Genomic DNA, 13635 nt, shown 5'->3' with positions numbered 1-13635 from the left:
CGGCTAGCCACGCTTGAGGTCGGCGAACAGTTGCTGCTCGGTCCGGCCGAGCTGGGCGGTCATGATCAGGTCGCGCCGGCTCTGGTCGGTTCCTCGAGTGGCCAGCTCCTGGCAGAGCCTGAGGACCTTGGCCCGGCCGTACTTGCGGACCAGGTGGTCGACGGCCAGCCAGCCGATCGCGTACGAGCTGTCCGGCGTTTTGTAGAACTGCTCGTCGGACGGCAGCGTGTTCGCCTTACTCAAGTACTCCGCGCGGGCCAGCTTTCGGTGCCGGTCGAGGTCGGCGTCCGGTTCACCGGCGATCGGCTGACTTTCGACATACCCGGCCGCGCCCTCATCAAGCCAGCGCGGCGCCCACGGTCCGTACCCCAGGAGGGCGACATCAGCGGTTGCTTGACCTGAGGCTGTCCCGGCACGTAGCTCAGTTTCGCGAAGCCGAACTGCACAAGATTCCCGAACAACACCTTCTGGGCCGCCAGCAGCTTCTTGTTCCGCGGATCGACATCGGCCAGGAACTGAGCTTCGTTCTTCTTCAGCACCGCGGCTGCTCGACGCCGCAGGATGGCATCGACAGCGGGTTTGGCAGCAGCATCAACCTGTACTGCGGTCGGCAGCGGGCTACTCGAGACCGGAACCGGAACCGGAGCCGGCGACTCGCCGCCGTCTGCGTGCCCTCGCCAAGCCGCCCCGCCCGCAACGGCGCAACCCGCGACGACCACCACCCCGGCAGCCGCCAGCCATCCGCGCCGACCCATCAAATCTCCCCCGGCGCCCTGCCCGCGTCTACCAGCGGGCGCTCATCTCTATCACGAAACACCAGCCGGAAGGTCGTCCCAGCCGGAGACGAACCAGTGGACCGCGCCAGTTGCCGGGTCGTACGACGGGCGGTTGAGTGTGCCGATGTTGCCGCCGTAGACGTGGATGCCGACGGTGGGCTCGTCGCCGGTCGCCACCACGGAGTGGACGTCGTCGTCGGTCGTGCAGCACACGGTGACCTGCCCGCGTTGCCAGGCGTGCTCACCGGCCGGCGTCAGGGGTTTGCCGACCGCGGAACCAGTGGGCTTGACGTACCGGATCTCTCGTTCCGTGCCGGAGTAGATTCCGACGACGCCCCAGGTCTCGTGTCCGTGTACGGGCGTGCGTTGCCCGATGTTCCAGACCACCGACGCCAGTGACCAACTCTCGTCAGGTGCGATGTAGAGCGGATATGTCAGATGGCGCACCGGTGATGGCCGGACGAACTCCGGCGGAAGCTGGTAGCCGGCGGCTAACAGAGCTGACAGCAGCGGCGCGACCCGCTGGGTGATTTCGTACTGGTCGTCGCTGCTGCCGACGACGTGCCCCACCTCGTCGATGAAGGCCTGCAAGTCATCAGATTGCATGGTCGAACTCCTTTGAACGTCTTGGAAAGCTCAGCGCTTCGGCTCAGCGCAGGACCCGATAGGTCACGTGCGAGACCGTGCTAGCCGCCCTCGCGTACACCTGCTCGAGCTGCAGGGCCGGGACGCCGTCGAAGATCCGGCTGCCCCCGCCGAGCGTGAGTGGCACGATGTGCAGCCGCAGTTCCTCGATCAGGCCGGCGGCGAGGTACTGGTTGATGGTGTACGCGCCGCCCTGGATCGAGATCTCGCGATCTCCGGCTGCCGCCCGCGCCCGGTCCAGTGCCGCCTCGATGCCGTCGGTGACGAAGTGGTAGGTCGTGCCGCCCTCCATCGGCTGTGGATCGCGCGGGTGATGGGTGAGCACGAAAACGTCGGTGTGGTACGGCGGATCCTCACCCCACCACCCGTTCCACGGACGGTCCCACTCGCCCCGCACCGGGCCGAACATGTTCCGGCCCATGATGTACGCCCCGGACGGCGTGATCTGGTCGAGTTCGGCCCGGTTCTCGTCGGCGTTCTCGAACATCCAGGCGTGCAGCCGGTCCCCCCAGCCGTCACCGCCGTCTTCGCCGAAGGGGCGTTTCTCGGTCTGGTTCGGGCCGGCCCCGTAGCCGTCGGCAGAGACCGTGATGTTGGCGATGACCCTGCTCATGAGGTGCCTCCCTGGAGATCGGATGAAATGCCGCTACCGCAAGCATGAGGCGCCCGCATTCATGTCGTCCAATGCCGATCTTGGAGGATTCGCATTGATATTGTTGATCCATGGTGAGCCTGGTGCACCTCAAGGTTCTGGCCGCGGTGGCGCGGCACCGGTCGGTGACCGAAGCGGCGAAGGAGTTGCACTACTCGCAGCCCTCCGTCAGCCACCACCTGTCGCGGCTGGAGGCGGCGGTCGGGGTCAAGGTCGTTCAGCGCGTCGGTCGCGGGATCCGCTTGACCCCCGAAGGTGAACTGCTGGCCCACCGGGCCGGCGAGATCCTGGGGCGCCTCGACGCGGCGACCAGCGAACTCGCGGCCCAGGTCGGCCTCCGCTCCGGACGGGTCCGGGTGGCCGCCAACGCGTCGGCCCTGGCCACGATCGTGCCCCAGGCGGCGAGCCTGCTGGCCGAGGCCTATCCGGGCGTCGAGCTGGTCGTGTTCGACCGCCATCCGGTCGAAGCGCTGCAGATGCTGCGGCACAGCGAGATCGACGTCGCCCTCATCTTCCGGTACGCCGACGCCCCGATCGAGGAGGACGGATTCCGCCTCGTGCAGGTCGGCGAGGACCCGATCTACCTCATCAGCCAGCAGGCCGGCGACAGCCTTGCCAACCACCGCGACTCCGCCTGGATCGGTGGCTGCGAGCGCTGCCAGGAGGAACTGACCAAGGTGTGTCAGCGAGAAGGGTTCACGCCCCGCATCGGCTCCCACAGCGACGACATGGTCGTCGTACAAGCTCTGGTCGCCGCCGGTGTCGGTGTCACCACCCTGCCCGGACTCGCGCTCCGAGCCCACCGCCGACCCGACATCCACGCCACCGAACTCGACAGTTCTCCTCGCCGGATCTTCGCCGTCACCTACGGCGAACCGCCAGACCCACCCGCCTCCGCCGCCCTGATCCAGGCCCTCATCGACTCCGCTCGTCAGTTGGCGCAATGAACAATCTGCCACCAGTCACCACGCACGAATGGTCCGCGGAGTCGGACGCTGCCCACATCGCGGCGATCCGCGCCGACGCGGCTCGCTATTCGCGTGGCGGCCTCGTCCATCTCGTCCTGGAGGTTGTCGCCTACCCGGTGGACGAAGCGGAAGCCGGTACGACGAACCGCGTGCTGGTCACGCTCCACGCCGACGGCTCGATCTCGGTCGAGGACAACGGACGCGGCACCAACGTGTTCTTCGACGACAACGGCAAGCCGGTGGTCAAGCCGATCATGGCGACCCGCGATCTTCGCTTCTTCGACAAACCCGAAGCCGAGCAACTCCCCGACGGCCTCCCGCGGACCGGCATGTCCGTCGTCGCGGCGCTCAGCACCTGGCTCACCCACGAGAACCGCCGCCTCGACGGCGCCTGGCTCCGCCGCTACAACCACGGCCTGCCCGACAGCGAACTGACCGAGATCGAGGCCGGCCCGCACACCGGCACGGTCGTCCACTTTCAGCCCGACCCCGCGCTCTTCGGCGATCAACCGCTGACAAAGGAAGAGCTGGTGCCATTGCTCGCCGCCTTCACCACAGACGCGACCATCGAGGTCCGTACGGTCTAGCTATTCGTCCGGCGGAGGTGGTTCCTCGGCGCCTTCGGCTTCGTCTCGGGCGGCCCACTCGAGCAGGGTGTCGAGGGAGTAGGCGGTGTCGTCGATGGTGGCGTGCAGGTCGCCGAGCTTGGCGAAGCGGTCCGGGACGGTCGCGATGGTGAAGGCCTTCGGGTCGACGTCGTCGATCTCGTCCCAGCTGATCGGGGTCGAGACAGTGCCTTCGGGGTTGCCGCGGACGGAGTACGCGCTGGCGATGGTGTGGTCGCGGGCGTTCTGGTTGTAGTCGACGAAGAGCTTCTTCGGGTCGCGGTCCTTGCGCCACCAGGTCGTCGTGACGTCCTCGGGCGCGCGCCGCTCGACCTCCCGCGCGAACGCGAGCGCGGCGCGGCGTACGTCAGAGAAGCCGTGCTCGGGCTTGATCCGCACATAGATGTGGATTCCCGAACCGCCGGACGTCTTCGGGAAACCGGTCGCGCCCAGGTCGTCCAGTACTTCGTGCGCGACGTGCGCGACCCGGCGTACCCGGTCGAACGGGCACTCGGGCATCGGGTCGAGGTCGATCCGCCACTCGTCGGGCTTCTCGGTGTCGGCGCGGCGCGAGTTCCAGGGGTGGAACTCGACCGTCGACATCTGCACCGCCCACGCCACATGAGCGAGCTCCGTGACGCACAACTCGTCCGCGGTCCGGTTGTAGCGCGGGAAGTGCACCCGGACGGTCTCCATCCACGGCGGAGCGCCCTGGGGTAGTCGCTTCTGGTGCACCTTGTCACCGGCCACGCCGGACGGGAACCGATGCATCATGCACGGCCGCTCCCGCAGTGCACGCACGATCCCGTCACCGACGGACAGGTAGTACTGCACCAGGTCGAGCTTGGTTTCACCGCGCGCGGGGAAGTACACCCGGTCCGGATTGGAGATCCGCACCGTCCGATCCCCGACCTCCAGTTCAACCGCCGGCGACTTGCTCTTGCTCGCCTTCGACTCCGCCATGCCAACAACCTAACCGGCCGGTCCGACATCCGGCAGCAACCACGGCCCAGCTACTGAGCCGTGGCAGCCGTCGTACTGCGGTCAGGCGAGGCGGGTCAGCCAGTGGTGGGGGTCTGGGGAGCGGCCGTGCTGGAGGTCGAGCAGGGACTTGCGCAGCGTGGCAGTGACCGGGCCGACGCCGTGGTTGACCGCGTGATCGCCGATGACCACCTCACCGCCTTCCCAGGCCAGCCGGCCGATCGGGGTGATCACTGCGGCGGTCCCGGAGGCGAAGACCTCGGCGATGTCGCCACTGCGGACACCGTCGCGCCAGTCGTCGGCAGAGATGCGGGTCTCCACCACCTTGTGGCCGAGGTCGGCTGCCAGCTCCAGTACCGAGCCGCGGGTGACGCCTTCGAGGATCGAGCCGGACAGCTCGGGCGTGGCGATCCGGCCGTCGGCGTACACGAAGAAGATGTTCATGCTGCCGCTCTCCTCGATCCAGCGGCGCTCCACTGCGTCGAGGTAGGCGACCTGGTCGCAGCCGTTCGCGACGGCTTCGGCCAGTGCGGCGAGGCTGGCTGCGTAGTTGCCGCCGCACTTGGCCGCGCCAGTGCCGCCTGGGGTCGCGCGGATCGACGTACTGGACAGCCAGATGGAGACGGGCTTGGGGCCGGTGTCGAAGTACGCGCCGGCCGGGGAGGCGATCACCCCGAAGAGCACCTCCTGCGCCGGGCGCACGCTCAGTGCGGGCTCAGTGGCGATCATGTACGGCCGCAGGTAGAGGCTGGTCTCGCCACTGCCCGCTGGTGGCACCCACACCTCGTCAACTGTCACCAGTGCGCGAAGGGCCGCGACGAATGCGTCCTCTGGCACCTGCGGCAGCGCGAGCCGCTGGGCGCTCCGGGTGAAGCGGGCAGCGTTGGCCTCCGGCCGGAACGCCCACACCGACCCGTCCTCGTGCCGGTATGCCTTCAGCCCTTCGAAGATCTCCTGCGCATAGTGCAGTACTGCGGCCGCCGGGCTGACCTTGAGCGGCGCGTACGCAGTCACCTTCTGGTCATGCCAACCGCGCTCACTGGTCCACGAGGCAAGCACCATGTGGTCGGTGAAGGACTGCCCGAAGCCCGGCTTGGCCAGTACCGCAGTACGGGCCTCTGCTGTCGCGGGAGCCGCACTGAGCTCGACCTGGAAGTCCCACGCGTCTGTCACTGTCGCTGCCTGATTCTCGCCTGTCACTCTCGGCACGCTACCCCTGCTGCCAGCTGGAACTCGAGCCGCTGCCCACACTGCGGTTCTCATACGGCCTGCGCCTCAGCAGTGCGCTGAAGTCCCACACAGCGGCCCGCCCCAGATCAGACCCCCGTACTGCGGCCAGCACGTGGCCGGCCGTGTCGTACAGGTGGTGGGTGTGCCACTGGTCGGGCAGCTCCACCAGGACTCGCATGGCCACCGCCAGGCCGGCCGCGACGTCGCCGTCCATCACGAGGCAGTGGGCAACCACCAACTCCAGCTCAGCCCGCTCGGTGGTTTCCGACGCGCGCAGCCCCAGTGCCTGGTCAAGAGCCACGTACGCGCTGGGGGTGTCGCCGAGCGTCGCCCACACCCGGCCCTCGACGGAGCACGTCTCCGAGCCGCTCCACGCGAACGGCGAACTGCTCGCTGCCGCGCGGTCCGACAGCTCGGCCGTCACTGCCTGGAGATCGCGCACCGCCTGCCCGACCCCGTCTGCTTCGCCCTGTGCCGCCAGCACCCGGGCCCGTGCCGCAAGAGCTCGCGCGACCTCGTCCGGTCCGTCTGCCAGCGTCAGTGCGTCGTCGGCGAGCTCGAGGAGGTCGCGGAGGGGACGCTGCTCGGCCAGCCCGCTGGTCGCCGCCCAGCTCCGGGCCAGACTGGCGATCCGGCGCTCGGTGGAACCGTCGGCAGTCGCGCGGGCCGTCCGCCACCAGCGCCCGGCCGTGCGGATCCTGCCGAGCTGCGCGAGAGTCAGGGCGATCAATACGGCCAGCTCAGCCGCTGGAACAGCAAGAGCAGCCGAACCAGCCGCGGCGCTCGCACGCAGCAGCTGGAGATCCGCGGTGAGCTCCGGCAGGCGCTCGGCCGGGGGAGTCGTGGCGAACTCCCGGCCGTGGCTGCTCACCACAGCGCGCCACTCAGCGACCTCCTGCCCTGGGCCGAACGACCCGGCGAGCTCGTGCCGGACCGCCTCGAGCAGCTCCACCCCGGCGGCCGGCCCAGCCCGCCCGGCCGGTCCTTCGAGAGTGGCCCCATCGAGAGCGGCCCCTGCGAGAGCCGGTGTCTCGGCGGGTGTGGCCGGGCCGGTGGCAGCTTCGGGCGGCGCCGGTGGATGAGCCTGCTCGTAGGCGGTCGTCAACGCCGGGCTGGTGCCCAGCTCCCGGTCGCACAGGCGGGCGAGGTGGGCTGAGCCCGGGCGCCGGCCGCGCTCGACCTGGGACAGGTAGCTGTGGTCGTAGCCCACTCGGGTGGCAAGCTGCCGCAAGCTCAGGGCGGCTGCCTCCCGGGACCGCCTCAACTGCACGCCGAACGCTGCCTCAGCCACAGGATCCTCCCCTGCTCGAGCTGCCGGTCTGGCCGGCCCACTGGTCACGCCTGGTGGTTGCGGTGCGTAGCGAAAACGTACAAGGCCCTACCGACAGAACCCGCCGCGGCGCCGCCCGGACAGCACCCAGACAGCAACCACAGCCTCCTGAAACCCTTGGAGAGCTGGCCTTTGAGTGCTGCGAGTGCTGCGAGTGCTGCCAGTGCTGTGGTGACTGTGGGCTGTTCGGGCAGCCCACAGCTCACACCTGGTGACCACACCCCCTCACCAACCAGCCTTGGACCATGAACACTCCGCAGCCAGAGCCAAGGCTCTTCCACCTGGTCCGGCCGTCCGGCACAGTCGCCGAGGGAGTCGAGTGGTCCGACGGCGCGGTGACGCTGCGCTGGCGGGGGCAATGGCCGGTGACGTCGGTCTGGGAGGGCGGTGTCGACGCGGTACTGGCGGTGCACGGCCGCAACGGCGCCGAACTCCGCTGGCTCCCCACACCTCCTGGCGCCGCCGCACCAGCCGGTACTGCGGCCGCTGGTGGGCGACCGGCGGAGCAGCGGATGGATTGGCAGGTGGTCAATGGGTTGCGGCTGGCCGCACCGGGGGTAGATGGGAGGTGTGTCAGCTGTGGACTCGTCTGGCCGTGCCTGAGTTGTGGGCCGTGACGAGAGAACGCTGTCAGCGGGCTGGGGGCCCGTTTAGTCTGATGTCCGCCGAGCAGGAACCGTTCGAAGAGGTCGCAGTTGCCAGACGAATTCGAGGATCAGGACGGTCCGTCCCCCGTCCACCACTCCATCCTCACCGACCCGTTGGACGAGTTGGACGCGCAGCTGAGCCGGCTGCGCAACGTTGCCGACGAGTTGCGCGGCTCGCGGGGCAAGCCGATTTTCGCGGGCGACCAGGTGGAGCTGATCGAGGACGGGCCGACGCTGCTGCGCACCTACGAGCGGCTGCAGGAGGACGCGCAGCGCGAAGTACGGGTGCTGGATCGGCCGCCGTATGTGACTCCGCCGTCGTCGCAGCAGCAGCTGGAGCTCGATCGGTTGCGGGCCGGCGTCGGGTACCGGGCGATCTACGGCACGGAGGTGTTCGAGAGCCAGGACATCCTGGGCGTGCTGCCGGCGCTGCAGTCGGCCGGTGAGGTCAGCCGGGTGCTCGCGCAGGTGCCGATGAAGATGGCGGTCGGCGACGACGACACTGCGCTGATCGGCCTGACCAAGAGGGCGGTGGGCGACTACCACCTGCTGATCCGCTCGTCCGGGCTGCTGGACGGGCTGATCGCGACCTTCGAGATGCTGTGGGGACTGGCGATCCCGATGCCCGGCCTGCCGTTCAGCGGTGAGTTCTCCGGGCTGCGGCCGCGCGACCGCGACATCCTGTTGCTGCTGGCCGGGGGAGCGACCGACGACAAGATCAGCCGTCACCTGCGGATCAGCCCGCGGACGACGCAGCGCCGGGTCCGCGCCCTGATGGAATCACTCGGCGCCCAGACCCGCTTCCAGGCCGGCGTACAAGCGGCCCGTCGCCGCTGGATCTAGCAGCGGGCGCCCCGGTCGGCATCGGACCGGGGCGCGTCTGGGTCAGCTGATCGTGAGGATCTTGTTTGCTGTGAAGGCCTGGGTGTGGTCGGCGTCGGCCGGTAGCCAGACGCGGTAGGCGATCTGGCCGCGGATTGCCGGCTTGATGCCGAAGGCGTAGGCGCCGGAGGTGCTCAGCTTGACCGAGGCAATCGACTTCCAGGTCTTGTTCGCATACTGCTGCAGGTAGACCGGCTTGCCGTAGTGCGCCGGAGCGACGTACCCGGAGAACTTTGTCGCCTGCCCGAGCCGGATCGTCGCCGGCGACAGTGTCGCTGAGATCGTCGGCGTCACCTGCACGGTGATGTCGGCGGTCCGGGTGCCCATCAGATCCGCGTTGCCGGGAAAGGTGAGCATGTACACCGACGACACCGCCGGCTGGTGAGCCACAGCAACGGTCCCGGTCGACGACGACTTCGGCGCCGCCAGCAGCTTGAACGTGGACACGTTCTTCGGCCGCACATAGACGTTTACCGCCAGCCCGGCGTATGCCTTGTTGTCGATCCTCAGAGTGCTCCCACGCAGGGTGATCGATCCGCCGTACGTGATGAGCGTCGGCGTCGTGCTGATGCCCGACTTCATCCCGAGCAACCGCGTGACTGCCGCCGGGCTGACTTTGCCGCTGCGGTCCTTCACCCAGGCCGCGAACGTGTATGTCGTGCCCTGCGCCAGACCAGTCGCCTTCACCGCAGCCGCCGTGCCCGCATACACGAGCGTCCCGCTCGTCAATGTCGGTACCTGGCTCCCCGCGTTTCGCCGTACGATCACCTGATCCAGGTCGGCCATCGCAGGAACCTTCCACGAGAGGTTCGCGGCCAGGTAGGCCCCACTCGCGTCGAAGGTTCCCACCGGCATCGGCGCCGTGTCGGCCGTCGCGAACACGCTGCTGAACGGCGCGAGCCCACTCCCGTCCGCCTCATGGACGCCGGTTACGACGATCCGGTACGGCGCGTTGTCGAGCAGCGGCGCGTTCGGGGTGATCACGGCCTGCCTGGTGGCCGCGTCGTAGGCGACGGTCCCGCCCACCGTGCTGCCGGTCTTGCCGTTGACGAGGCGTACCGTGGAGGCCGAAACGCTGTCCGCGACCACGGCCCGTGCAAACGTCACCGACGGACGCACTGTCACAGCGGCGGCCGTGGACGAATCAGCCGGCTGCACGTCCTGCACCGGGTAGTCGATTCCCGTGGTCGCGCCACCAGAGCCCTCCGGCGAAACGGTCAGGTTGTACCGCCGGGTGTCCCGCGAACCGTTGTCGTTGCGCACGGCAATGAAGATGGGACTGGTCGTCATGGTGACGTCGACGGTCGCAGTCAACCAGGCAGGCTCCGGACAGCCCGTGTCCGGGTCGATCGGCGTCGTCGGGTACGGCGTGGCCGCATGGCCGAGCGACCGTAGGTTGCTGTCGTACACGTCTACCCGCGGGCCCATGTTCGACGAGTAGCTGCAGTTGAACTCGTTTCCCTGCACCGTCACTCGGAGCTTGTCGGACGTCGTCGCGGTCCATTTGTACCAGTCGACCTCGCCTTCGGTGCTGATTTGGGTGGCGGCAAAAGTCGTCATCAAATGAAGTGCACGCTCCGGCTGGTCATTCCCGTCCGGCGCAACAACCGGGAAGTCCGTGGTCCACTTGCCACCAAGAGCGGCGTACGCGTCCAGGATGCCGGCACCGTAGTAGGGGTCGGTGCCACGCGGACCAGCGTCACGGGACAGCGCCTTCAGCCGCTGAGCGACCTGAGCCGCGGTGAGCGACGGCCGCTTGTTCTTCACCAGAGCCGCGACCCCGGCGACGATCGGCGCGGAGCAGGAGGTGCCGGTGCAGTACCAGTAGGGCTCGTAGCCTGACGGTGTCATCGACCGGACACCGGTGCTGAGGATGTCCCAGCCAGGAGCGGCGATGTCCACCCAGTCGCCGTACGAGCTGAAGTGGGTCAGCGCACCACCGGCGTTGGTCGCCGCGACGGCGAGCACCTCGGGGTACGACGCCGGGAACTGTACGACGTTGTTGCCGTCGTTTCCGGCCGCGGCCACCACGACAACCCCCTTGGCGACCGCACGCTTCACTGCGTCGTGCAGGACGACGTTGTCGGTGTCGCCACCGAGCGACAGGTTGATCACCTTGGCGCCGTGGGTGACCGCCCAGTCGATGCCCTCGGCGATGTCCGCGTCGTACCCCTCGCCGTTCGCGTCCAGGACCTTGACCGGCATCGCCTTGACATTCCAGCCGACACCCGCGACGCCGATGGAGTTGTTGGCGCTCGCGGCGATGATGCCCAGCATCATCGTGCCGTGGCCGTTGTCGTCGACCGGGTTCGGCCGGGTGCTCGAGACCGCGTTATAGCCCGGCACCAGATGCCCGGCCAGGTCGGGATGACCGGCGTCGACGCCGGTGTCGAGGACGGCAACGATCTGGTTGCCGGTCGTCCTCGAGAGATCCCAGGCCTGCGGCACCCGCACGGTGTTCAGGTAGGTCCGCTGGTCGGTGGTGTAGTACTCGTCGTTCGGTGCGGCGGCGATGTGGCGCTTGTAGTTCAGCGACGCCAACTCGACCGTCGGGTCGGCTTTGACCTTCTTCAGCAGCTCAGGCGCCGGCAGGCCGCCCGTGATCTTCACGACGTTCGAGGTCACGGAATCCTCGGCGGTCGCACCGACCTTGGCGACCGCGGCCTTCCGGGCCGAGGACGTGGCCTTGGGCTTGAACTTCACCATCACCGCGTTCGGCTCGAACTCGGTCTTCGCGGCGGTGTGGTGAGCGGTGAACGGCGGCCGGTAAGGACCGGGTTCGGCGGCGGAACCGGACGAACCAGTCACAGCGACCAAACCACCTGCGACCAGGCCCGCAGGCACGACCAGACGCAGCAAACGGACAGAGCGGGACAACGCAGACCCCCAGGGCCTCGACAAGGCGGGAACGGACCGCAAGCGCGGCACCACCGTTCATCGCCAACCCCACCGTCGGCGTTACGACTTCGCGAAAAGCCTTACCAACAATCTGCGCGCCGCGGTGCTCAGCACGGAGACGGGTTTCCCACACGGGCGGAGATCCGACAGGGCGATGCCTTGACCGGGAATTTTGAAGGCTCTCTACTTAATACACGCTCATCGCTGGAGGTCCGCCCATGCGTTCACGGTGCTCTGCCGCCCTTCTCGGGTTCCTGCTGGTTGTCGCCGGACTGGTCGGCGTCCCGCAGACCGCGCAGGCGGCGAACCTGTTGACCAACCCCGGGTTCGAGGCGGGGTCGCTGACCGGATGGACCTGCTCGGGTGGCTCGGTGATCACCAGTCCCACTCGCTCGGGCGGCTTCGCTCTCAACGGAGCAGTGTCGGCGTCAGACCTCGCCAAGTGCAGCCAGACCGTGGCGGTGCGGCCAAGTACGGCGTACACGTTGTCGGCCTGGGTGCGTGGGTCCTACGTGTATCTGGGCGTCACTGGCGGTGCCTCCACCTGGACACCGTCGGCGAGCGGCTACACGCAACTGACCGTCGCCTTCACGACGAGTGCCAGCCAGACGTCGGCGCAGATCTACCTCCACGGTTGGTACGGCCAACCGGCGTACCAGGCCGATGACGTCAACCTGGACGGCCCCGGTGGCGACCCGCCGACCGGTGGCGCTCCCGGCGTACCAGGGACGCCTTCAGTCACCAGTACTACGAACAGCGCGATCTCACTGAGCTGGCCGGCCTCCACGGGGACAGTCACCGGCTACCGCGTCTACGAAGGCTCCACCCAAGTCAAGACGGTCACTGGCACCTCCACCAGCATCGACGGACTAGCAGCATGCACGAGCCACAGCTACACAGTTGCCGCCTACAACAGCAACGGTGAGTCGGCCAAAAGCGCAGCAGCCTCCGGTACTACGACAGGCTGCACCAACACCGGACTCCCGAAGCACGCCCTCATCGGCTACCTGCACGCGAGTTTCGCGAACGGCTCCGGCTACATCCGAATGGCCGACATCCCGTCGCAGTGGAATCTCATCAACCTGTCCTTCGGTGAGCCGACCTCGGTCACCTCCGGCGACATCCGCTTCAACCGGTGCCCGGTCAGCGAGTGCCCGAACGTGGAGAGCGACGCCGACTTCCTCGCCGCGATCAAGGCGAAACAGGCCCAGGGCAAGAAGGTGCTGATCTCGATCGGCGGAGCCAACGGCCAGGTCCAGCTCACCAGTACGGCGGCGCGCGACGCGTTCGTGAACTCGGTCAGCGCGATCATCGACCGCTGGGGGCTGGACGGGCTCGACATCGACTTCGAGGGTCACTCGCTCTATCTCAATGCCGGCGACACCGACTTCCGCAACCCGACCACCCCGGTGGTGGTGAACCTGATCAGTGCGCTGAAGACGCTCAAGGCGAAGTACGGGACGAAGTTCGTGCTGACGATGGCGCCCGAGACGTTCTTCGTGCAGGTCGGCCACCAGTTCTACGGCGGCGCGGGTGGCGGCGACAACCGGACCGGCTCGTACCTGCCGGTGATCCACGCGATGCGCGATGGACTGACCGTGCTGCACGTCCAGGACTACAACTCCGGGCCCGTCATGGGCCTCGACAACCAGTACCACACCATGGGCGGCGCGGACTTCCACATCGCGATGACCGACATGATCAAGGCCGGTTTCCCGGTCGCGAACACCGGTCACACCTTCCCAGGACTCCGGCAGGACCAGATCGCCTTCGGTCTGCCGGCGGCAGTCAGCGCAGGGAACGGCTACACCGCCCCCGCAGCCGTTCACCAAGCGCTGGACTGTCTGGTGAAGGGTCAGAGTTGTGGTGGCTACACCCTGCGCGGCGGCGCCTCACCGTCGCTGCGCGGTTTGATGACCTGGTCGATCAACTGGGACCGCTACTACAACTGGGAGTTCCAGAACGCCCACGCGCCGTACCTGGCAGCTCTGCCCTGACCTGGGCCGTCATCAGCCTGTGGA

The 13635-nt window shown here is 68.0% G+C and carries 13 protein-coding genes; 5 read left to right on the top strand and 8 right to left on the bottom strand.

Annotated elements, in window-relative coordinates; genetic code table 11:
- Nucleotides 1-3: 3 nt before the first annotated feature.
- Genes ACQPYM_RS31760 through ACQPYM_RS31745 form a run of 4 tightly spaced genes read right to left on the bottom strand, consistent with a single transcriptional unit; the run spans nucleotide 4 to nucleotide 2034 of the window.
- Nucleotides 4-243: a hypothetical protein gene (locus ACQPYM_RS31760; RefSeq protein WP_433007864.1), complete on the bottom strand. Its 240-nt coding sequence runs from the start codon at nucleotides 241-243 to the stop codon at nucleotides 4-6.
- The gene (locus ACQPYM_RS31755) at nucleotides 240-755 is read right to left on the bottom strand and encodes a hypothetical protein (RefSeq protein WP_433007863.1); all 516 of its coding nucleotides are present in this window, start codon (nucleotides 753-755) and stop codon (nucleotides 240-242) included. Before ACQPYM_RS31755 ends, ACQPYM_RS31760 begins: the two co-directional genes overlap by 4 nt.
- 51 nt (nucleotides 756-806) lie before the next feature.
- Nucleotides 807-1382, bottom strand: coding sequence for a hypothetical protein (locus ACQPYM_RS31750; RefSeq protein WP_433007861.1), 576 nt, complete (start codon nucleotides 1380-1382; stop codon nucleotides 807-809).
- Nucleotides 1383-1425: 43 nt separating this feature from the next.
- Nucleotides 1426-2034, bottom strand: a complete 609-nt coding sequence (locus ACQPYM_RS31745) for a dihydrofolate reductase family protein (protein ID WP_433007859.1) — start codon at nucleotides 2032-2034, stop codon at nucleotides 1426-1428.
- Nucleotides 2035-2144: 110 nt separating this feature from the next.
- Here ACQPYM_RS31745 and ACQPYM_RS31740 point away from each other — a divergent pair, with 110 nt between their 5' ends.
- Complete coding sequence (locus ACQPYM_RS31740) at nucleotides 2145-3020, top strand: LysR family transcriptional regulator (protein ID WP_433007857.1); 876 nt, start codon at nucleotides 2145-2147, stop codon at nucleotides 3018-3020.
- A complete protein-coding gene (locus tag ACQPYM_RS31735) occupies nucleotides 3017-3628 on the top strand; it encodes a hypothetical protein (RefSeq protein ID WP_433007855.1) in 612 nt (203 codons plus the stop codon). Before ACQPYM_RS31740 ends, ACQPYM_RS31735 begins: the two co-directional genes overlap by 4 nt.
- Here ACQPYM_RS31735 and ligD read toward each other — a convergent pair whose 3' ends face one another.
- From ligD to ACQPYM_RS31720, 3 genes are all read right to left on the bottom strand, one after another.
- Nucleotides 3629-4609 carry a non-homologous end-joining DNA ligase gene (gene ligD, locus ACQPYM_RS31730; RefSeq protein WP_433007853.1) on the bottom strand — a complete coding sequence of 327 codons (981 nt, stop codon included), beginning with the start codon at nucleotides 4607-4609 and terminating at the stop codon, nucleotides 3629-3631.
- Nucleotides 4610-4690: 81 nt separating this feature from the next.
- Complete coding sequence (locus tag ACQPYM_RS31725) at nucleotides 4691-5836, bottom strand: branched-chain amino acid aminotransferase (protein WP_433007851.1); 1146 nt, start codon at nucleotides 5834-5836, stop codon at nucleotides 4691-4693.
- Between the two features lies 1 nt (nucleotide 5837).
- Nucleotides 5838-7148: a helix-turn-helix domain-containing protein gene (locus ACQPYM_RS31720; protein WP_433007849.1), complete on the bottom strand. Its 1311-nt coding sequence runs from the start codon at nucleotides 7146-7148 to the stop codon at nucleotides 5838-5840.
- Nucleotides 7149-7432: 284 nt separating this feature from the next.
- Between ACQPYM_RS31720 and ACQPYM_RS31715 the strand changes: the two genes are divergently transcribed.
- Both ACQPYM_RS31715 and ACQPYM_RS31710 read left to right on the top strand, forming a co-directional pair.
- Nucleotides 7433-7804 (top strand): hypothetical protein, encoded by a 372-nt coding sequence (locus ACQPYM_RS31715; protein ID WP_433007847.1) that lies wholly within the window; start codon nucleotides 7433-7435, stop codon nucleotides 7802-7804.
- 78 nt (nucleotides 7805-7882) lie between these two features.
- A complete protein-coding gene (locus ACQPYM_RS31710; protein ID WP_433007845.1) occupies nucleotides 7883-8677 on the top strand; it encodes a LuxR C-terminal-related transcriptional regulator in 795 nt (264 codons plus the stop codon).
- Between the two features lie 42 nt (nucleotides 8678-8719).
- Here ACQPYM_RS31710 and ACQPYM_RS31705 read toward each other — a convergent pair whose 3' ends face one another.
- The gene (locus ACQPYM_RS31705; RefSeq protein WP_433007843.1) at nucleotides 8720-11524 is read right to left on the bottom strand and encodes a S8 family serine peptidase; all 2805 of its coding nucleotides are present in this window, start codon (nucleotides 11522-11524) and stop codon (nucleotides 8720-8722) included.
- Nucleotides 11525-11832: 308 nt separating this feature from the next.
- Here ACQPYM_RS31705 and ACQPYM_RS31700 point away from each other — a divergent pair, with 308 nt between their 5' ends.
- Nucleotides 11833-13611: a chitinase gene (locus ACQPYM_RS31700; RefSeq protein ID WP_433007841.1), complete on the top strand. Its 1779-nt coding sequence runs from the start codon at nucleotides 11833-11835 to the stop codon at nucleotides 13609-13611.
- The last annotated feature ends 24 nt before the right edge of the window (nucleotides 13612-13635 follow it).

The sequence above is a fragment of the Kribbella sp. CA-294648 genome (assembly GCF_050943845.1).
Taxonomy (GTDB): domain Bacteria; phylum Actinomycetota; class Actinomycetes; order Propionibacteriales; family Kribbellaceae; genus Kribbella.
The sequence above is the reverse complement of the archived record's forward strand: the minus strand, read 5'-3'. Positions and strand labels throughout refer to the sequence as shown.